Source organism: Ruegeria sp. (genome assembly GCF_028066395.1).
Taxonomy (GTDB): domain Bacteria; phylum Pseudomonadota; class Alphaproteobacteria; order Rhodobacterales; family Rhodobacteraceae; genus Ruegeria.
In genome coordinates, this window is sequence record NZ_JALCBM010000029.1 from 1 (window position 1) to 20,255 (window position 20,255).

The window sequence follows — 20,255 nt, forward strand, 5'->3', positions numbered from 1 at the left end:
ACAGGCTGGGACAATGACCGGAACCGTCATCTTCGATCCGCTGATCCCCTGGCCCGTCCTAGCGGTGATTGCCACCGTTGCGCTGGGCGGCATCGTGCTGGCCCTGTGGCGCGGCCTGTCCGGCTGGGCCTTGCGCGGGCTGGCAGCCATGGTCGTCATCGCGGCCCTGTCCGGTCCGGTCTATCAGATCGAAGACCGCGCACCGTTGACCGATATTGTGCTGATGCTGGAAGATGAAAGCGCCAGCCAGACCCTGTCGGACCGCTCCGATCAGACCTCCAGCGCCGCCAATGAACTGGCCGCTGAGATTGAGCGCCGCGACAACACCGAACTGCGCCGCATCCGCGTCGGCGATGGTGAGGGCGACGCGGGCACGCAGGTCATGTCCGCCCTGAACGCCGCACTGGCCGAGGAACCGCGCGCGCGGATTGCCGGTATCCTCGTGGTCTCAGACGGGATCGTGCATGACGTCGATCAGGCTCCTGACCTGCCCGCACCGATGCATCTGCTGCAAACCGGCCGCGAGACCGACTGGGACCGCCGCCTGATCGTCCGCAATGCCCCGGCCTTTGCCATCATCGGTGAGCCGGTCACCTTGACTCTGCGCGTCGAGGACAGCGGCGCGGCACCGGCAGGTGCGGCAACGGCGCCGCTGGAAATCTCGGTCGATGGGGCCGAGCCCGAGAATTTCAATATCCCCATCGGTGTCGATGTCGAACTGCCCGTCACGCTGCCCCATGGCGGGCGCAACGTGCTGCAATTCACCGTGCCGCAGGCCGAAGGTGAGCTGACCGACCGCAACAACACCGCCCTGATCCAGATGAACGGCGTGCGCGACCGGCTGCGGGTGCTGTTGGTCTCGGGTGAGCCGCACCCGGGCGGACGGACATGGCGCAACCTGCTGAAATCCGACAGCTCGGTCGATCTGGTGCATTTCACCATCCTGCGCCCGCCCGAAAAACAGGACGGCGTGCCGGTGGACGAACTGTCGCTGATTGCCTTCCCGACGCGCGAGCTGTTTCTGGAAAAGATCAACGATTTCGACCTGATCATCTTTGACCGCTACAAGCGGCGCGGCATCCTGCCCGCGATCTATCTGGATAACGTCACCAACTATATCAACGATGGCGGTGCCGTGCTGATCGCCGCTGGCCCGGATTTCGCCACTGCTGACAGTATCTTCCGGTCCCCTCTTGCGCCGGTGCTGCCCGCGCAACCCAGCGCACGGGTGATCGAGGAACGCTTTGTCCCCATGGTCTCGGATCTGGGGCAACGCCACCCGGTGACCACCGATCTGGGCGATGCCGAAAGCTGGGGCGCGTGGCTGCGCCAGATTGATGTGAACCACCGGCGGGGTGAGGTGCTGATGACCGGGGTCGAGGACCGCCCGCTGCTGGTGCTGGACCGCGTGGGTGAAGGGCGTGTGGCGCTGCTGGCCTCGGACCATGCCTGGCTCTGGAGCCGCGGCTTCGAAGGCGGCGGCCCGCAACTGGAACTGCTGCGCCGTCTGGCCCATTGGATGATGAAAGAGCCCGAGCTTGAGGAAGAGGCCCTGTGGGCCGAGGCCACCGGCCAATCCATGCGCATCATCCGCCAATCCCTGAGCGATGAGGTCGGCCCCGTCACCGTCACCCGCCCCAATGGCGACACCCTTCAGGTCGATCTGCAAGAGGTTTCCCCCGGTCGGTTCGAAGCGCAGTATTTCGGCCCCGAGATCGGGCTCTATCGCCTGCAAGAGGGCGACCATTCCGCCGTGATCGGCCTCGGCCCCGCCGCCCCCAAAGAGTTCGAGCGCACGATTGCCACGGATGCGATTCTGGACCCGGTTCTGGCCAGCCTGCGCGGTGGCGCGATCCGGCTGGAAGACGGGTTGCCTTCCATCCGCAATGTCCGCGCCGGACGCCCCGCCGCCGGGCGCGGCTGGATCGGACTGACCCCGCGCAACGCCTATGAAACCCGCGATGTCACGCAGGCCGGTCTGCTGCCGCCTTGGCTGGTTCTGCTGCTGGCCGGAGGGTTCCTGTTGGCTGGTTGGTTACGCGAAGGGCGGCACTAGCCGCCCTTAAGCACTTTTTCATCGTCTGCCGGGATGCTGAGCGCAAATAGTCCCGGGAAGATCAACGATGAGTCTTGCACAAAAACTGGCCCAGGAACGGCGCGCGCGGCTGGCGGCGGAACGGTTGTTGCACCTCAAACAGGCAGAACTGTCTGCCGCAAACCGCAAGCTGGGCCGCCATGCCATCGCCCTGACCCGGCAAATCGGCGAAACCCAGGCCGAGGTGGAAACGGTGCGGGGCGAAAACGAAAAGGTCAAATCCGACCTGACCGTCGCCCATGCCAAGATCGAGGTGGCCGAGCGGCGCCTGTGGCATTCGATCCAGACCATTCAGGACGGTTTTGCCTTTTTCGACGGCAACAGCCAGTTGATCAGCGCGAACACCGCCTATCTCAGCGTGTTCGAAGGGCTGGATGAGGTCGCCCCCGGCATCGCCTATCGCCGCATTCTGGAACTGCTGACCGATGAAGGTATCGTCGATATCGGGGATGAGCCGACTGCCGACTGGCAGGCCCGCATGCTGGCCCGCTGGTCCAGCACCACGCCCGAAGCCGTGGTCATCCAGTTGTGGAACGGGGAATATGTCAAACTGATCGACCAGCGCGGCAGCGGCGGTGATATGGTCAGCCTTGCGCTGAACATCACCTCTTCGGTCCGGCACGAAACCGAACTGCGCGCCGCCCGCGAACGGGCCGAGGCCGCAAACCGCGCCAAATCCGCCTTTTTGGCCAATATGAGCCATGAGATTCGCACGCCGATGAACGGCATCGTCGGCATGACGGAACTGCTGACCGAGACACCTTTGGGCGAGGAGCAGCGGCTCTACGTCAACACCATCCGCAACTCGGGCGAGGCGCTGCTGGTCATCATCAATGACGTGCTGGATTATTCCAAGATCGAGGCTGACAAGCTGACCCTGCACCCCGAGCAGTTCGATCTGGAACGCTGCATTCTTGAGGTCGCGATGCTGTTGCAGCCCAGCGTGCGCGACAAGGGGCTGTGCCTGCTGGTCGACTATGACCTGTTCCTGCCCACCCTGTTTGTCGGCGACCCCGGTCGCGTGCGCCAGATCATGACCAATCTGGTGGGCAACGCGGTCAAATTCACCTCGGACGGTCATGTGCTGATCCGCGTCACCGGCGTACCGGACATGGGTGCGCAAAGCTGTGACATCCACGTCGCGATCGAGGATAGCGGTATCGGGATCGAGCCGGAAAAGATCGGCCATATCTTCGGCGAATTCAATCAGGTCGAGGACGAGCGCAACCGACAGTTCGAAGGCACCGGTCTGGGTCTGGCGATCACCAAACGCCTGATCACGATGATGGATGGCAAGGTCTGGGTCGAAAGCGAATTGGGGACGGGTTCGTGCTTTGGTTTTCGTATCTCACTGCCCACGGCAGAAGGCCCGCAACCCGAACCTCCCGATCTGGCCGGGCACCTGCGCCACGTGATGGTGGTCGAGGATCTGGCGGTCAATTGCGCCATCCTGACCAAACAGCTGCGCCGCCTGGGTTCGCACGTCACTGTGTGCAACACCGGCAGTCAGGCGCTGACGGCGATTGATGAGACGGTCGATCTGGTTCTCTGCGATCAGGACCTGCCGGATATGGACGGGTTGGAACTGGCCACAACCCTGCGCGACCGGGGTTGGGGCGATCTGCCCATCGTGGTGATGTCGGCCAACCCGGGCGTGATCCACGCCGACCCGGCCCATCGCCTGATCGAAGGCGTGCTGCAAAAACCTATCCCCCGGGCCGAGCTTTATTCCCGCCTGACGGCGCTGGGTGCACCGGGCTTTGCCCATCATCAGGCCAAGGAAGCAAAACCCGACACCACAGTGCAGCCACAAAATACCCAGGGCCAGCGACGGATGCGCGTTCTGGCCGCCGAAGATAACCGCACCAACCAGTTGATCCTGCAAAAGATGACCAAGGATCTGAATATCGATCTGCATTTTGTGTCCAATGGGATCGAGGCGGTCGAGGCCAACGAAACCTTCGCCCCGGACCTGATCTTCATGGATATCTCGATGCCCAAAATGGACGGCAAACAGGCGACCACCGAAATCCGCCGCCGCGAGATTGCCACGGGCCAACACGTCCCTATCGTCGCGCTGACGGCGCATGCAATGGCAGGGGATGACAAGGGCATCCTATCCGCCGGGCTCGATCACTACCTGACCAAACCGCTGCACAAGAAACTGATCCACGAGATGATTCATAAACACTGCCCCGACAGCGTCACCCGCGTCGCCAAAACCGCCGAGTAGTCAAACTGAAACATCAGGCTCCCGCCGTCGCATCAACGACCGGATTCCCGCTTCATCTGGCTAAAAATATCCCGGGGAGCGCGAGGGGCTGGCCCCTCGCACCCCAGACCGCGTCAGGCGTTACCCTTGATAGGGGCGCAGAAAGACCGGCTTATCCTCGGACGACAAGTCGGGCTGGTATTCATAGCCACCAGTGTCGAAATCCAGCAACCCGACCGGATCGGTCAATCGATGCTGGATGATATACCGCGCCATGGCACCGCGGGCCTTTTTGGCAAAGAAGCTGACGATCTTTGGGGCGCCCGACTTGTCCTCCATGAAAACCGGCGTGATCACGCGCAGGTTCAACGCTTTCAGATCGACCGCGCCGAAATATTCCTGACTGGCGCAGTTCACCAAAACATCTGATCCGATCTCCTGCCCCTGCGCGTTCAGGGCCTTGCTCAACTGATCGCGCCAGTATTCATACAGGTTCTTGCCGCGCCGGGTCTTGAGACGCGAGCCCATCTCAAGCCGATAAGCCTGAATGGCATCCAGCGGACGCAGCACGCCGTAAAGCCCGGACAGGATGCGCAGGTGATCCTGCGCCCAGGCCAGTTCTTCTGCATCCAGCGTCGTGGCCTCAAGCCCCTGATAGGTGTCACCGGCAAAGGCCAGCGCGGCGGGGCGGGTCACCTCTGCCTCGGGCGCGTCCGCAAAAACGCGATAGCGGTCTCGGTTCAGCCGGGCCAGATCGTCGCTGAGGGCCATCAGCTTTTTCAGATCGCCCAGCGTCAGGTTGCGGGCGGTTTTCGACAGGCGGATCGCGTCGTCCTGAAAGTCGGGTTGCGTGACCGCGACATCCCGCTCTGCCCAGTCCAGCCGCTTGGCCGGGGAAATCACTACCAGCATATCCGCCCTCGTTCCTTACCTGTCTTGGGGTATCTAGCTCGCCTGATCCAGCACGTCCAGAAAGGCCGCGCCAAATCGCTCAGTGCGGCGTTCGCCCAGCACCTGCTCCAGTGCCCGCGCATCACCACCGCGCATCTGTGCGATCCGGGCCAGTTGCGAGGCCGAGCAGGTCAACGGCTTGTCGATCCCCTCGGGTCCGCGTGACAATTGGGTCTGCACCTCAAGCAAACGGTCATAAACACCACCCTGATCGCGCCCGGCCAGCTTGCGCCGCGCGGGGTGCACCGCCGCAACCTCGCCCGCGATCACCTCAAGGAAAGTATCCCCGTAGCGTTCCAGCTTCTTGGCGCCAACCCCGCCAATCCGGGCCATGTCGTCCAGCGTGGCAGGACGGTTTTCCGCCATTTCGATCAGGGTGCGGTCGGGGAAAATGACATAGGCCGGCACCCGCGCGGCCTCGGCCAAGGCGCGGCGCTTGGCTTTGAGCGCGGACAGCAGCGGCGCGTCCTCTTCCGAGACCATGGCCTTGACCGCCGGGCGGCGAGAGGTCTTGCGGATCGTGTCCTTGCGCAGATCAATCTGCGCTTCGCCTTTCAGGATCGGTTTTGCCGCTTCGGTCATCCGCAGCGCGCCGTGGCGTTCGGGGTCGGGACGGACCAGATCGTGGCCCATCATCTGCCGGAAGATGGCCTGCCATTGCGGGCGCGACCAGTCCTTGCCGATGCCATAGGTGGGCAGGGCGTCATGGCGGCGGGCGCGGATCTTGTCGGTCTCACTGCCCAGCAGGATGTCGATCAGATGGCCCGCGCCGAACCATTCTTCGGTGCGCAGGATTGCGGACAGAGCCATGCGAACCGGAGTTGTGCCGTCAAACACCTCGGGCGGGGTATCGCACAGATCGCATTTACCGCAGGGCGCGGCCTGTTCGCCGAAATAGCCCAGCAGAGTCTGGCGACGGCACCGCAGCGCCTCGGCCAATCCGAGCAGAGCATTCAGCCGCGCGTGATCCGCCATGCGCCGTTCTGGCGGGGCAAGCCCTTCGTCAATCTGGGACCGGCGCAGGCGGATATCGTCGGCGCCGAACAGGGTCAGGGTCTCGGCAGGCCCGCCGTCCCGTCCGGCGCGGCCGATTTCCTGATAATAAGCCTCGATGGACTTGGGCAGGTCCGCATGGGCGACCCAGCGGATATCGGGTTTGTCGATGCCCATACCGAACGCCACCGTGGCGACAACGATCAGCCCATCCTCACGCGCGAAACGGGTTTCGACGATGCGGCGATCCTCTGCCTCCATGCCGCCGTGATAGTGGCAGGCGGTATGACCTTCGGCGCGCAGGGCCTGCGCCAGCACCTCGGTCTTGTTGCGGGTGCCGCAATAGACAATGCCGGATTGCCCTCTTCGGGCGGCGGCGAAGTCGAGGATCTGTTTGCGCGGCCCGTCTTTGGCGGCAAAGGCCAAGTGGATGTTGGGCCGATCAAAGCCCCGCAGGAATTTGCGGGGCGCGCTGCCGTCGAACAGTTTCTGGACAATCTCGTCCTGTGTTTCCGCATCCGCCGTGGCGGTGAAAGCGGCCAAGGGGACGTTCAGCGCGCGCCGCAGCTCTCCGATCCGCAGGTAATCGGGGCGGAAATCGTGGCCCCATTGACTGACGCAATGCGCCTCGTCCACGGCGATCAGGTTGACATTGATCCGCCGCAGCATCCCCAGCGCCGATCCGGCGGCCAGACGTTCCGGAGCCATGTAGAGCAGCTTCAGCCGCCCGGCTTCCAACGCGTCCCACACCGCATCGGTTTCCTCGGGCGTGTTGCCGGAGGTCAGCGCACCGGCCTCGACGCCCGCTTCCTGCAACCCACGCACCTGATCGCGCATCAGGGCGATCAGAGGAGAAATCACCACCGTGACCCCCTCGCGCAGCAGGGCAGGCAATTGATAGCAAAGGGATTTACCGCCACCCGTCGGCATGATCGCCAGCACGTTCTCGCCCAGCGTGACGGCATCGACGATTTCTTCCTGACCGGGGCGGAAGTCGTCGAATCCAAAGACATCTCGCAGCAGGGGTGCGGAGTCGAACATGTGCGGGGTTGCCCTGTTTTAAGGTTTATCTGCTCTTAAGACAGGACCATCACATACTAAGATTCGGTGAACAAGAGGTCAGTAGAAATAGACCGCATTGTTGATCAGGATGATCCGCAGCGCATAGACCCCGACCAGCACCACCAGCGGCGTCAGATCAAGCCCGCCCATATTGGGCAGGATGCGGCGGATCGGGCCGTAGATGGGTTCAAGTATGCGGTTCAGCCCGTACCAGATTTGCGCCACCAGTTGCTGGTGCAGGTTCAGCACCTGAAAGTTTATCAGCCAGCTCATGATCACATGGGCGAGGATGATGAACCAGACAATGTCCAGGATCAGCAGCAGGATTTGGATCAGCGACAGCATGGGGCCTCCGGTATTCACATCTGCTGAGACCTAAGCGCGCCGGGGCCAAAGAGCAAGCCCGCGCCAACAGAACGCTTGCGAAATGGTCCAAAGCTTCGTCTTATTGGGGTAAAGAAGGCAAGGGGCAGAGATGGCAGAGATTTCCAAGCGCAAGCGCATCTGGGGCTGGTGGTTTTTTGACTGGGCCAGTCAGCCCTATCACACGCTGTTGGTGACCTTTGTCTTTGGTCCCTATTTCGCCGGGGTGGCGGCGGAATACTATCTGACATCCGGTCTGGATGCCGACGCGGCGGATGCGCGGGCGCAGACGGTCTGGGCCAATTGCATGACCATCATCGGGCTGATCATCGCCTTTGGCGCGCCGCTGATGGGGGCGATGGCCGATGTGTCGGGCCGCCGGATGCCGTGGATTTTTGCCTTTTCGGTGATGTATGCGGTGGGCTCGGCTGCGCTGTGGTACACGATGCCTGACGGGTCGAACATGTGGCTGATGCTGTCGGCCTTTGGTCTGGGCTTTGTCGGTGCGGAGTATGCGCTGATCTTCATCAACTCGCAGCTGCCCGATCTGGGCGACGATAGTGAGGTGGGCGAGATTTCGGGGTCCGGCTTTGCCTTCGGCTATTTCGGCGGACTGATTTCGCTGGCGATCCTGCTGTTGTTGTTTGTCGAACAGCCCAATGGCAAGACGCTGATCGGGCTGGACCCTGCACTAGGTCTGGATGCTGCCAGCCGTGAGGGCACCCGCTTTGTCGGGCCGTTTACGGCGGGGTGGTTCATCCTGTTCATGGTGCCTTATTTCCTGTGGGTGCGGGACGATCCGGACAGTCAGAAAACAGGCAGTTTGAGCGAGGCGCTGCGCCTTCTGGGAAAATCGGTGTCGGACCTGCGCCACCGGGTCAGTCTTGCGACCTATCTGGGCTCGTCCATGTTCTACCGCGATGCGCTGAACGGGCTGTATAGCTTCGGCGGCGTTTATGCGGCGCTGGTGCTGGAGTGGGACCTGATCAAGATCGGCGTATTCGGAATTGTCAGCGTTCTGGCCTCGGCCATCTTTGCCTGGGTCGGGGGCAAGATGGATCGCAAATACGGCCCTAAACCGGTCATTTTGGTGGCAATCTGGGTTCTGATCTTTGTGTGCATCACCGTGGTTTCGATGGACCGGACGCAGGTTTATGGCATCACGCTGCCCCAAGGGTCCGGGCTACCGGATCTGGTGTTCTTTGGCTGCGGCGTGCTGATCGGCGGCATGGGAGGCATCCTGCAATCGGCCAGCCGGTCGATGATGGTGCGTCATACCGACCCCGCAGCACCGGTCGAAAGCTTTGGTCTTTACGGCCTGTCGGGCCGCGCCACCGCCTTTGCCGCACCGCTGCTGATCGGGATCGCCACCACGGTAACCGGCAGTGCACGGTTGGGGGTGTCACCAATCATTCTGTTGTTTATTCTGGGCTTGTTCCTAATGCGCTGGGTGAAACCGGAAGGGGATCAGAGCAGATGATTTTATTACGTTTTTTGGCAATAATCGCCGCGATGACATGGGCAGGCATGGCGGGGGCGCAGCCCTTGGCCAAGCAATTGTTCGGGGCGCAAAAGCAAAGTTCACAGCAAAAACCGGCCGCCTTCGGCAGTTATTCGCGCGGCTGTGCGGCAGGGTCGGTGCAACTGCCCGAAACCGGCCCGACATGGCAGGCCATGCGCCTGTCGCGCAACCGCAACTGGGGGCATCCGCAGGCCATTGATTACGTGCAGGACCTGAGCCAGTTTGCGGCCCGGCAACCGGGGTGGAATGGTCTCTATATCGGGGATATCAGCCAGCCGCGGGGTGGGCCGATGACCTCCGGCCATCGCAGCCATCAGCTGGGTCTGGACATCGACATCTGGATGCTGCCGGGCGACAACATGCGCCTGTCCCGCAAGGCGCGCGAGAATATCTCGTCCATCTCCCTGCGCCGTTCGAACGGCGCCTTTGTCAACGGCAACTGGACCAAACAGCATCATGCGGTGCTGCGTGAGGCCGCCAAGGACAAGCGCGTGGCGCGGATTTTTGTCTTTCCCGGTGCCAAGGTGCAGATGTGCAAGGATGAGACGGGCAACCGCGCCTATCTGCGCAAGATCAGGCCGTGGTGGGGACACCATTACCATTTCCACGTGCGGCTGAACTGCCCCAGAGGGTCACGCGGATGCGTCAATCAGGACCCGCCGCCCAAGGGCGACGGCTGTGCCGAGGCGCAGCAATGGGTGAACAACATCCTCAACCCTCCGCCTCCTGATCCGAACGCGCCGCCGCCGAAGAAACGCCGCGAATATGTTCTGGCCGATTTACCCCAGCAATGCGCCGCCGTCTTGCAGTCCAACTGATCACGGCGCTGCTGTTGGCGGGGCCCGTCGGGGCGGTCGAGGTCAAAACGGCCTCGCCCCTTGGCAGTTTCGTCTGGGAACATCCGGCGGACTGGTTCGGCGGGTTTTCCGCGATCCATGTTGATGACGATGGGCAGCAGATCATGGTGCTCAGCGACCGGGCCATGCTGGCAACGGCGCGGATCGGGCGGGAGGGCGACCGGATCACGGGTGTCGCATTTCAGGACCACTGGCCGGTCCTGTCCAGCACCGGGCGGCGGCTGTCTGGCCGCGCCGGGGATTCCGAAGGGCTCGCCCTCGCGCCGGACGAGGGCATTTATATCGCGTTTGAAGGCGTCCACCGGGTGTCGCTTTATTCCAAACCCGGCAGCAACGCCCGCGTTCTGCCGCGCCCCAAGGTGTTTGATGGGTTGTCCCGAAATGGCTCGTTCGAAGGGCTGGCCATTGACGCGCAAGGCCACCTGTATACCCTGACCGAGAAAAGCCGCACCGCCCAAGGCGACATCCCGGTCTATCGCTGGGATGGTCAGGTCTGGTCGACGCCGTTTGTCCTGCCCCAACGGGGCAAATTCCAACCTGTCGCCGCCGATTTCGGCCCTGATGGCCGGTTCTATGTGCTGGAACGGCGGGTCGCTTTTATCGGTTTCCACTCACGTCTGCGGCGCTGGCAGATCGAAGGTGACACGGCAAAGGCCGAGGAGATCCTGTTCGAAACCGGCACCGGCACGCATGACAACCTCGAAGGGCTATCCGTCTGGCGCGACGATCAGGGGCGGTTGCGCGCCACCATGATCTCGGATGATAACTTTCTGGCCCTGCAGCAGACCGAACTGGTGGAATACCTGCTGCCCGATTGACTCGAGGCCACCAACGGTCTAAACGCGCGGCTTGCCTTGGGACGATCCCTTGGCCAAGTCGCCGCTACCTTGTCAAAACGGGCATCTGAACATGCAACGCGCTTACATTCCCGGCATTATTGCCATGGCCGCCATTGTCGTGGCCTCGAACATTCTGGTCCAGTTCCTGATCCTTGACGGGCTGCTGACCTGGGGTGCTTTCACCTATCCGCTGGCCTTTCTGGTCACCGACATCATGAACCGAGTCTACGGCGTGGCCACCGCCCGCAAGGTCGTGTTCGCGGGCTTTGTCACCGGCATCATCTGTTCGCTGATCGGCAGCCAGATCATGCTGCAGGGCGACGGGTTCACCTATGCCGCCGTTCCGCTTCGCATCGCCGTCGCGTCCGGAACCGCCTTCCTGATCGCGCAGTTGACCGACGTCACCGTGTTCAATTCGCTGCGTGGGGGCCGTTGGTGGCGCGCGCCGCTGGTATCGACCCTGATTGGCTCGGCGCTGGATACCGCTCTGTTCTTCACCATCGCCTTCTCGGCCTCGGTCACGATCTTCGGAGCCAATGCCGACGCCGCGATCAACTGGGCGTGGGAACCTGTGCCCTTCATGCTGTCCGGCCCGATGGCCCCGCTTTGGGTGACACTGGCCTTCGCCGACTGGCTGGTGAAACTGTCGCTGGCGATGATTGCGCTGATCCCGTTCAAGGTGATCGTCGCGCGGTTGACCGCGCAGCCTGTGTAAAAAAGTGCTTTGAGAATGGCGCATCTTGTGTCAGGCTCAAAGTTAACCGCAACAGATAGAAAAGGAGGTGATCCAGTGTCGAGAAAGAGATTGGAGAGAGGTGTCGGAACAACCGGGGGGATCGCCTGCTAGGGCAGCCCTTGGCGGGGTGCTCACCCCGGCTGGTCGATTGATCTAACCGACCCGACCTCCTGAACTTTCGAAGGGCCGTCCCACCGGGGCGGCCCTTTTTGTTTTCCCCCGCGCCGGGTAAGGTCGCCCCATGCTGCACATCACCGACGATATCACCCTGCAAGACTGGGAAATGAGCGAAAGCTTCATTCGCGCCTCGGGTCCCGGCGGGCAGAACGTCAACAAGGTGGCCACCGCTGTTGAGCTGCGGTTCGAGGCCGCGCGCTCGCCCTCCCTGCCTGATCCGGTGAAGAACCGGCTCAAACGTCTGGCGGGCCGACGCTGGACCAAGGAGGGCGCGATCATCATCCAATGCGACGAAACCCGCTCACAGGCCCGCAACCGCGACATCGCCCGCACCCGACTGGCCGAGTTAATCACCCGCGCGCTGGTCAAACCCAAACGGCGGATCGCCACCAAGCCCACCTATGGCTCGGTCAAGCGTCGGCTGGCGGCGAAAAAGGCGCGCGGGGATGTCAAAGCGCTGCGGGGTAAGGTCGCCGAAGATTGATCTGGCATCTTTGCGACGCGTTGCTACTCTGACCGCGAGAGGCGGCAGGAGGGCAGGATCATGAGGCTGAAGGGAAAAACCGCAATCGTGACCGGCGGCGCATCCGGGTTCGGGGCTGGGATCGTGCAGAAATTCGTGGCCGAAGGCGCGCAGGTGATGATCGCAGATATCAATGGCGAGGCCGCGCATGAGATGGCTGAAAAACTCGGGGCCAACGCCTTGGCGCAACAGGTCGATGTATCCGACGCTACATCCGTCGAAGCCATGGCCAACGCCGCGACCCAAACCTTCGGCCCCCTCGACATTCTGGTCAACAACGCCGGCGTGACCCACCTGCCAACCCCGCTGGAGGACGTGACCGAGGCCGATTTCGACCGCGTCTTCAACGTGAACATGAAATCCGTCTACCTGACTGCCCGCGCCTTTGTGCCGCAAATGAAGGACCGCGGCACAGGCGCGATCCTGAACGTGGCCTCGACCGCAGGTCTGTCGCCGCGCCCCAATCTGAACTGGTACAACGCCTCCAAGGGCTGGATGATCACCGCCACCAAGACCATGGCCGTCGAACTCGCCCCCAGCGGCGTGCGCGTCAACGCCATCTGCCCTGTGGCAGGTGAAACCCCATTACTGAAATCCTTCATGGGTGAGGACACCCCCGAAATGCGCGCCAAGTTCCTCTCGACCATCCCGCTGGGCCGCTTTTCCACCCCCGAGGACATGGCCAACGCTGCCCTCTACCTGTGCTCGGATGAGGCCAGCATGATCACCGGCACAGCATTGGAGGTCGACGGTGGCCGCTGTATCTGATCCACCCTTCATCTGGCCAAAAATATCCCCGCCGGAGGCAGCGCGCGCCAGCGCGCTTCCCTGTCCAAACACCACAGGCCCAAGATGACCCCCGGATCCAGAAACCTGATCACCGATATCCCCGGCCTGAAGGTTGGCAATGCGCAGGACGATCATCTCAAATCCGGCACCACCGTCCTGACGGCGGATACACCCTTCACTGCATCAGTACATGTGATGGGCGGCGCGCCGGGCACGCGGGAAACCGATCTGCTGGCCCCGGACAAATCGGTGAACCGGGTTGATGCGATTGTCCTGTCGGGCGGTTCGGCCTTTGGGCTGGACGCCTGTTCTGGTGTGTCGGATGCCCTGCGGGCCGAAGGGCGGGGATTTCAGGTCGGCTCTGCCGTGGTTCCGATCGTCCCGGGGGCCATTCTGTTCGATCTGCTGAACGGCGGAGACAAGACCTGGACGGACAATCCCTACCGCGCGCTGGGCCGCGCGGCGTATCTATCGGCCTCGGACTGGTTCGACCTCGGCTCGGCTGGCGCGGGGACCGGAGCCCTGGCGGCGATGCAGAAAGGTGGCCTCGGGTCCGCTTCACTGGTCTTGGACAACGGCGTCACGGTTGGTGCATTGGTTGCGGCCAATCCGCTGGGCAGCGTCACCACGCCCGGGGATCGCCACTTCTGGGCCGCGCCTTTCGAGATCGGGGATGAGTTCGGCGGGCTGGGGCCTGACCCCGCCGCCGGGCTGGGCCAGCCCGAACCCAGCCGCAAAGCGCAGGCCATGCGCCCCGCTGCGCCCGAGGATGGCAACACCACAATCGCCATCGTCGCAACGGATGCGCAGCTGACCAAACCGCAATGCCATCGGCTGGCGGTTGCCGCCCATGACGGCATCGCGCGGGCTGTCGTTCCGGCCCACACGCCGGGCGACGGCGATCTGGTCTTTGGCCTCAGCACCGGGGCCAAACCCATCGACGACTCGGATGTCGGGCTGATCGGTCACGCCGCATCGCTGTGCGTAAGTCGCGCAATTGCGCGAGCGGTCTATCTGGCCACTCCCGCCAAAGGCGACCGCTTGCCCTGCTGGTCCGTGGTAAATGACTTATGTTAAGTGGCACGCTTTTTTTACTGCGTCACAGTGCCGTGACGTGGCAATCTGCGCGTTGACTCTGCCCCCTTGCACAGGCTCCATTTCAGCCAGCCAATTCGTATCGGAGTAGAAGCTATGAAACATGTCCTTGCAACTGCCCTTATCGGCCTTTTAGCGGTTCCCGCCTTGGCAGAAGGCGATGCCGAGGCGGGTAAAAAGACCTTCAACAAATGCAAAGCCTGCCACCTGATCGCCGATCCGGCCGGTGAGGTGATCGTCAAGGGCGGCAAGACCGGACCGAACCTCTATGGGGTCGCAGGTCGCACTGCGGGCACTGTCGAAGGGTTCAAATATGGCGATAGCATCGTTCTGGCAGGTGAAAATGGGCTGGTCTGGGATGAGGCCACATTTGTCGAATATTCACAGGACCCCAAAGGGTTCCTGAAATCCTATCTGGATGACACCGCTGCCAAATCCAAGATGACCTTCAAGCTGAAGAAGGGTGGCGAAGACGTCTACGCCTATATCCAAAGCGTTTCGGGCGAATAACTCCGCCATCATATCGTAAAGAAGATGTACAAAAGGCCGCAGCCCCTGCGGCCTTTCGTGCGCTTGATCATAGGCCCGATCAGGGCCACCTTGAAGCATCCCAGCATTCAGTGGCGCACCCGGACGGCCCGCCCGACCAGCAACAGGAGGTGACAGATGGGTATCATGATCCCGGCCTGGGTCGAGGGCGAACTGGTCCCGGTCGACAAGCTTGAAGCGCATGAAAAGGGCCTCAAGCACAAGGCTGTGTCGGTTTTTGTCGTGCGCGGGACCGAGATTCTGTTGCAACGCCGGGCGCTGGGCAAATATCACACGCCGGGCCTGTGGGCGAATACCTGCTGTACGCATCCCGACTGGGACGAAAGCGCCTCGACCTGTGCGGTGCGCCGCCTGCGCGAGGAACTGGGGATCGCCGGTCTTTATCCGGAATACCGCCACCGGCTGGAATACCACGCCGATGTCGGCAACAACATGATCGAGCATGAGGTGGTCGATGTGTTTCTGGCCCATGTGCGCGGGCCATTGAAAATCGAGCCTAACCCGGACGAAGTCATGGATATCCGCTGGATCGACTATCACGACCTGCTGGCCGAGGTGCAGCGTCACCCGGCGCGGTTCACGCCGTGGCTCAAGATTTACCTGCACAACCACGCGGACACGATTTTCGGTCCCGATCTGATCATTTCTTCCAAAACCTAGGCGTAAGGGCATGCGCCGCCTTGCAAGGCCGCCCCAAGCGGCCTAAATCAACGCGTCATGGCCAAGCAGAAGACAGACCCCAATTACAAAGTCATCGCCGAGAACCGGCGTGCCCGTTTCGATTACGCAATCGAAGACGATCTCGAATGCGGCATCGTGCTGGAAGGGTCCGAGGTCAAATCCCTGCGCGCGGGCGGATCGAACATCGCCGAAAGCTATGCCTCGGTCGATGACGGAGAGTTGTGGCTGGTCAACAGCTATATCGCACCTTACGAGCAGGCGAAGGTCTTCAAGCACGAAGAACGCCGCCGCCGCAAGCTGCTGGTGTCGCGCAAGGAATTGTCAAACCTGTGGAACGCCACGCAGCGCAAAGGCATGACGCTGGTGCCGTTGGTGCTGTATTTCAACCACAAGGGCCGGGCCAAGATCAAAATCGGCATCGCCAAGGGCAAGAAACTGCATGACAAGCGCGAAACTCAGGCCAAGCGGGATTGGTCACGGCAGAAACAGCGGCTGATGAAGGACCACAGCTAGAACGCCATCGCCGCCTGCACCGCGCGTTGCCAGCGGGCATAAGCCGCGTCGCGTTCATCTTCGCCTTGATCAGGCTCGAATCTGCGATCCAATTCCCATGTTTTGGCGAACCCGGCCTGATCGGGGTAGACGCCCGCGCGCATCCCCGCCAGCCATGCAGCCCCCAGCGCGGTGGTTTCCTGCATGACCGGCCGGTCCACGGGTGCGCCCAGACAGTTCGACAGGCCCTGCATGGTCCAGTCCGACGCACTCATCCCGCCATCGACGCGCAGGATGACCTCGGCCTCGGCGCCCCAGTCGCCTTGCATGGCATGCCACAGGTCGCGAGTCTGGAAGGCGATGCTTTCCAGCGTGGCTTTGGCCAGTTCCGCGCGGCCCGAATTGCGGGTCAGCCCGAACACGGCGCCCCGGCAATCGGGCTTCCAATAGGGCGCGCCAAGGCCGGTAAAGGCGGGCACCAGCACCACGTTCTGCGTCGGGTCGGCCTGCAGTGCCAGATCGCCGCTTTGCGGGGCCGCGTCGATGATTTGCAGCGCATCGCGCAGCCATTGCACCGCAGCGCCTGCGATGAAGATCGATCCCTCCAGAGCATAGGTTTTCTGCCCGTCCAGTTGATAGGCAATTGTGGTCAGCAGGCGGTTTTTTGACAGAACCGGCTGATCGCCCGTGTTCAGCAGGGCGAAACAGCCCGTGCCATAGGTGGATTTCATCATGCCGGGCTGGAAACACGCCTGCCCGATGGTCGCGGCCTGCTGATCACCCGCAACGCCCAGAATCGGGATATTACCCTTTAACAGGGTCGTATTCCCGAAATCCGAGGCGCAATCGCGCACCTCGGGCAGCATGGCCATTGGCACACCCAGCAGGTCGCAGATCTCGGCGCTCCATTCACCCTTGTGGATGTCGAACAGCAGCGTGCGCGCGGCGTTGGTGGCGTCGGTGGCGTGGCTGCGACCCTCGGTCAGACGCCAAATCAGGAAACAGTCGATGGTGCCAAACAACAGCTCTCCGGCCTCGGCCTTTTCCCGTGCGCCTGGCACGGTTTCCAGCAGCCACTTGACCTTGGTGCCCGAGAAATAGGGGTCCAGCAGCAACCCGGTCTGGGCGGTCACGTCATCCTCACACCCGGCTTGGCGCAGACGGGCGCAGATATCGGCGGTGCGGCGGTCCTGCCAGACGATGGCGTTGTGGATCGGCTTGCCGGTGGTGCGATCCCAGACCACCGTGGTTTCGCGCTGATTGGTGATGCCGATGCCCGCGATCTGATCCGGGGTGACGCCGGTGCTGTCCATCACCTCGCGGCAGACATGCAGGACGCTGTCCCAGATTTCTTCAGCGTCATGTTCAACCCAGCCTTCCTGCGGAAAATGCTGTGTGAATTCCTGCTGTGCCGTGCCCGCGCGCTGCATCTGCGCGTCAAACAGGATGGCGCGTGACGATGTCGTGCCCTGATCGATTGCCAGAATATAGGTCATGTCCGCGCCCCTCTGCCTGTGTTTCGCGGGACTTTAGCGCAAACATACACGCAGGGGCCAGAGTGGAAATCAGGCGGGTTCGACAGGGATATTGTCGATCAGACGGATGCCACCGGCCCAGGCCGCAACAAACAGCCGGGCGGGACGGTCGGCACCGGGCAGCGCCTGCAACGTATCGGCACAGCGCAGTTCGATATATTCGACCTCGGAAAATCCGGCCTCGGTCAGGTCGGCCCGCGCACCATCCGCCAACGGGGCGAAGGGTTCTCCGGCGGTCAAACGATCCGCCAGCCGCTGCATGATGGCGTGTTTGCGCGCTGCAATTTCAAGCCCCGTTGGGGACAGCCGTTGATTGCGCGAGGACATCGCCAACCCCGAGGGTTCGCGCACCGTGGGGCAGCCGATCACCTCGGTCGGAATGTCCAGATCGCGGGCCATGCGGCGGACGACCAGCAGTTGCTGATAGTCTTTTTCCCCGAAATAGGCCCTATCTGCCTGGGTCTGCAGGAACAGCTTGGCCACCACCGTGGCGACGCCTTCGAAATGCCCGGGGCGGAAGGGCCCCTCCATCGTGTCAGTCAGGCCCGTGACCATCACAGTGGTCGAGAATCCATCGGGGTAGATTTCCCCGGGTTCTGGCACATAGATCGCATCAACGCCGTAAGGGGCCAGCTTTTCCGCGTCGTCATGTTCGGTGCGGGGGTAGTTGGCCAGATCCTCGGGATTGTTGAACTGTTTAGGGTTCACAAAGATCGTGACGATCACCCGGTCGCAATAGGCCTTGGCAGCGGCAGCCAGCGACAGATGCCCCTGATGCAAAGCACCCATGGTGGGGACAACGCCGATAACCTCACCATTGCTGCGCCATTTGGTGGTCAACGCGCGCAGATCAGCCAGACGGCGCAGGATCGGCGCGGTCATGGTTTGGGGCCTTTGGCCGGGGCCTGATCGGCAAAGACATGTTCCGCAGCCGGGAAGGTCCGCGCCCGCACCTCATCGGCGTATTCGGCGATGGCGGCTTCGGCCAGTGGGCCAAGCTCGGCATAGCGTTTGACGAATTTCGGTTTGAAGGCGGTGAAAAAGCCCACCATGTCGTCCACAACAAGGATTTGCCCGTCACACCCGGCCGAGGCGCCAATGCCGATGGTGGGGATCGCAACCTCAGCCGTGATGCGGTCGGCGAGACCTTGAGGAACCTTCTCTAACACAACGGAAAACGCGCCGGCCTCGGTCACGGCGTGGGCGTCGGCCAGCACCGCCTTGGCTTGTTCGTCGCGACCCTGAACCTTGTAGCCGCCCAGCGTGTTGATCGACTGCGGCGTCAGGCCGATATGCGCCATCACCGGAATGCCGCGTTTGACCAGAAAGCGGATGGTCTCGGCCATCTCGACCCCGCCTTCCAGCTTGACCGCGCCCGCGCCGGTCTCGGCCATCAGGCGGGCGGCGTTGCGGAAGGCCTGTGCGGGGCTTTCCTCGTAACTGGCAAAGGGCATGTCGATGACCATCATCGCCTTGTCCAGCCCGCGCGCGACGGCCTGCCCGTGCAGGATCATCATCTCCATCGTCACACCAAGAGTCGATTCCAGCCCGTGCAGCACCATGCCGACGCTGTCGCCCACCAGAACGAAATCGCAATGGGCGTCCATCAGTCGGGCCATTGGCGTGGTGTAGGCCGTCAGAGAGACCAGAGGCGCGCCCCCCTTGCAGGCGCGAATATCCTCGGCATTCGGGGCTTTTTTGCGGGCGGTGGCGCTCATGCTCGCTCCTCGCGGGGTTCATGTTGCGGTGCGGCATAACAGATTGGACCGGTGCCATGTAACCCCGGTTGCGCGAACAATTCCTTGATTGACCCAAGGTTTGAAGGGAAGCTGGTCTCAGAACGATCGCCCGAAAGCGGGCCAATTTCTACAGTGGGGAGTGAATTTCATGAGAATGCAATCGGTTCGGACCTTTGCCTCGACCTTTGCGCTGGGCGCGGCTTTGCTGGCGTCCCAAGCCTTGGCGAAATCGGATATCACTATCGCGATGCAGCTGGAGCCACCGCATCTGGACCCCACCAGCGCCGCAGCGCAGGCCATCGATTCGGTGGTCTATACCAATATTTTCGAGGGTCTGACCCGGTTCATGGGCGATGGCTCGGTCGTGCCGGGGCTGGCCGAAAGCTGGGAGATTTCCGAGGACGGCACCGCCTATACCTTCAAACTGCATGACGGCGTGACCTTTCATGACGGTTCGACCATGGATGCCGAAGACGTCAAGTTCAGCCTCGACCGCGCCCGCGCCGATGACAGCGCCAATGCGCAAAAGGCGCTGTTTGCCGGGATCGAAAGCGTCGATGTGCTTGACCCGCTGACCGTGCAGGTGACCCTGTCCGAACCCAACGGCAATTTCCTGTTCAACATGGCCTGGGGCGACGCGGTGATCGTCGCGCCCGAGAGTATCGACAACATCAAGACCAATCCCGTCGGCACCGGGGCCTTTACCTTTGGCGAATGGGTGCAGGGCGATAGCATCACCGTCAATCGAAACCCCGACTACTGGGGCGATCAGCCCGTGTTAGAGACTGCTACGTTTAAATTCATCTCGGACCCGACCGCCGCTTTTGCCGCCATGATGGCCGAGGATGTCGACGTGTTCGACATCTTCCCGGCGCCGGAAAACCTGCCACAATTCGAGGCCGATCCGCGTTTTCAGGTCCTCGTCGGTTCGACCGAAGGGGAAACCATCCTGTCCACCAACAACAAGCAGCCTCCGTTCGACGATATCCGCGTCCGGCAGGCTGTGGCCCATGCGATTGATCGTCAGGCGATCATCGACGGGGCG

The 20,255-nt window shown here is 62.3% G+C and carries 19 protein-coding genes; 13 read left to right on the forward strand and 6 right to left on the reverse strand.

The annotated features are described in order from the left end of the window. The first annotated feature begins 13 nt into the window (after nucleotides 1-13). Nucleotides 14-2,056, forward strand: a complete 2,043-nt coding sequence (locus MPJ51_RS10850) for a hypothetical protein (RefSeq protein WP_298386183.1) — start codon at nucleotides 14-16, stop codon at nucleotides 2,054-2,056. A gap of 67 nt (nucleotides 2,057-2,123) precedes the next feature. After that, on the forward strand, nucleotides 2,124-4,328 hold the full coding sequence (locus MPJ51_RS10855) for a response regulator (RefSeq protein WP_298386051.1): 2,205 nt from the start codon (nucleotides 2,124-2,126) through the stop codon (nucleotides 4,326-4,328). A 120-nt stretch (nucleotides 4,329-4,448) separates the two neighbouring features. Here MPJ51_RS10855 and yaaA read toward each other — a convergent pair whose 3' ends face one another. The 3 genes from yaaA to MPJ51_RS10870 form a co-directional block, all read right to left on the reverse strand. Next, entirely contained in the window at nucleotides 4,449-5,219 is a 771-nt protein-coding gene (gene yaaA, locus MPJ51_RS10860) for a peroxide stress protein YaaA (RefSeq protein ID WP_298386054.1), read from the reverse strand. Nucleotides 5,220-5,252: 33 nt separating this feature from the next. Continuing rightward, on the reverse strand, nucleotides 5,253-7,292 hold the full coding sequence (gene recQ, locus MPJ51_RS10865) for a DNA helicase RecQ (RefSeq protein ID WP_298386057.1): 2,040 nt from the start codon (nucleotides 7,290-7,292) through the stop codon (nucleotides 5,253-5,255). Between the two features lie 78 nt (nucleotides 7,293-7,370). Continuing rightward, the gene (locus MPJ51_RS10870) at nucleotides 7,371-7,658 is read right to left on the reverse strand and encodes a YggT family protein (RefSeq protein WP_298386060.1); all 288 of its coding nucleotides are present in this window, start codon (nucleotides 7,656-7,658) and stop codon (nucleotides 7,371-7,373) included. 130 nt (nucleotides 7,659-7,788) lie between these two features. Here MPJ51_RS10870 and MPJ51_RS10875 point away from each other — a divergent pair, with 130 nt between their 5' ends. The 10 genes from MPJ51_RS10875 (at nucleotide 7,789) to smpB (ending at nucleotide 15,957) form a co-directional block, all read left to right on the forward strand. Then, complete coding sequence (locus MPJ51_RS10875) at nucleotides 7,789-9,156, forward strand: MFS transporter (protein WP_298386063.1); 1,368 nt, start codon at nucleotides 7,789-7,791, stop codon at nucleotides 9,154-9,156. Continuing rightward, nucleotides 9,153-10,016, forward strand: coding sequence for a penicillin-insensitive murein endopeptidase (mepA, locus tag MPJ51_RS10880; RefSeq protein ID WP_298386065.1), 864 nt, complete (start codon nucleotides 9,153-9,155; stop codon nucleotides 10,014-10,016). The genes MPJ51_RS10875 and mepA overlap by 4 nt, the downstream gene beginning before the upstream one ends. After that, nucleotides 9,989-10,873 carry an esterase-like activity of phytase family protein gene (locus tag MPJ51_RS10885; protein ID WP_298386068.1) on the forward strand — a complete coding sequence of 295 codons (885 nt, stop codon included), beginning with the start codon at nucleotides 9,989-9,991 and terminating at the stop codon, nucleotides 10,871-10,873. Before mepA ends, MPJ51_RS10885 begins: the two co-directional genes overlap by 28 nt. A gap of 91 nt (nucleotides 10,874-10,964) precedes the next feature. Further along, on the forward strand, nucleotides 10,965-11,609 hold the full coding sequence (locus MPJ51_RS10890; protein ID WP_298386071.1) for a queuosine precursor transporter: 645 nt from the start codon (nucleotides 10,965-10,967) through the stop codon (nucleotides 11,607-11,609). Between the two features lie 262 nt (nucleotides 11,610-11,871). Continuing rightward, on the forward strand, nucleotides 11,872-12,291 hold the full coding sequence (gene arfB, locus MPJ51_RS10895) for an alternative ribosome rescue aminoacyl-tRNA hydrolase ArfB (protein WP_298386074.1): 420 nt from the start codon (nucleotides 11,872-11,874) through the stop codon (nucleotides 12,289-12,291). Between the two features lie 60 nt (nucleotides 12,292-12,351). Continuing rightward, entirely contained in the window at nucleotides 12,352-13,098 is a 747-nt protein-coding gene (locus MPJ51_RS10900; protein ID WP_298386077.1) for an SDR family oxidoreductase, read from the forward strand. A gap of 84 nt (nucleotides 13,099-13,182) precedes the next feature. Next, nucleotides 13,183-14,196 carry a P1 family peptidase gene (locus MPJ51_RS10905; protein ID WP_298386080.1) on the forward strand — a complete coding sequence of 338 codons (1,014 nt, stop codon included), beginning with the start codon at nucleotides 13,183-13,185 and terminating at the stop codon, nucleotides 14,194-14,196. Nucleotides 14,197-14,310: 114 nt separating this feature from the next. Then, nucleotides 14,311-14,724 carry a cytochrome C gene (locus MPJ51_RS10910; RefSeq protein ID WP_298386083.1) on the forward strand — a complete coding sequence of 138 codons (414 nt, stop codon included), beginning with the start codon at nucleotides 14,311-14,313 and terminating at the stop codon, nucleotides 14,722-14,724. 156 nt (nucleotides 14,725-14,880) lie between these two features. Beyond that, complete coding sequence (idi, locus tag MPJ51_RS10915) at nucleotides 14,881-15,423, forward strand: isopentenyl-diphosphate Delta-isomerase (protein WP_298386086.1); 543 nt, start codon at nucleotides 14,881-14,883, stop codon at nucleotides 15,421-15,423. 57 nt (nucleotides 15,424-15,480) lie between these two features. Next, the gene (gene smpB, locus MPJ51_RS10920; protein WP_298386089.1) at nucleotides 15,481-15,957 is read left to right on the forward strand and encodes an SsrA-binding protein SmpB; all 477 of its coding nucleotides are present in this window, start codon (nucleotides 15,481-15,483) and stop codon (nucleotides 15,955-15,957) included. On the opposite strand, the gene glpK is transcribed toward smpB, so the two are convergent. From glpK to panB, 3 genes are all read right to left on the reverse strand, one after another. After that, nucleotides 15,954-17,432: a glycerol kinase GlpK gene (glpK, locus tag MPJ51_RS10925; protein ID WP_298386092.1), complete on the reverse strand. Its 1,479-nt coding sequence runs from the start codon at nucleotides 17,430-17,432 to the stop codon at nucleotides 15,954-15,956. The two genes, smpB and glpK, sit on opposite strands and share 4 nt — an antisense overlap. 69 nt (nucleotides 17,433-17,501) lie before the next feature. Then, nucleotides 17,502-18,353: a pantoate--beta-alanine ligase gene (gene panC, locus MPJ51_RS10930; RefSeq protein WP_298386095.1), complete on the reverse strand. Its 852-nt coding sequence runs from the start codon at nucleotides 18,351-18,353 to the stop codon at nucleotides 17,502-17,504. Beyond that, complete coding sequence (gene panB / locus MPJ51_RS10935) at nucleotides 18,350-19,189, reverse strand: 3-methyl-2-oxobutanoate hydroxymethyltransferase (protein WP_298386098.1); 840 nt, start codon at nucleotides 19,187-19,189, stop codon at nucleotides 18,350-18,352. The genes panC and panB overlap by 4 nt, the downstream gene beginning before the upstream one ends. Nucleotides 19,190-19,364: 175 nt before the next feature. Between panB and MPJ51_RS10940 the strand changes: the two genes are divergently transcribed. Then, nucleotides 19,365-20,255 (forward strand): ABC transporter substrate-binding protein (locus MPJ51_RS10940; protein ID WP_298386185.1); only part of this gene is annotated, 891 nt, incomplete at its 3' end.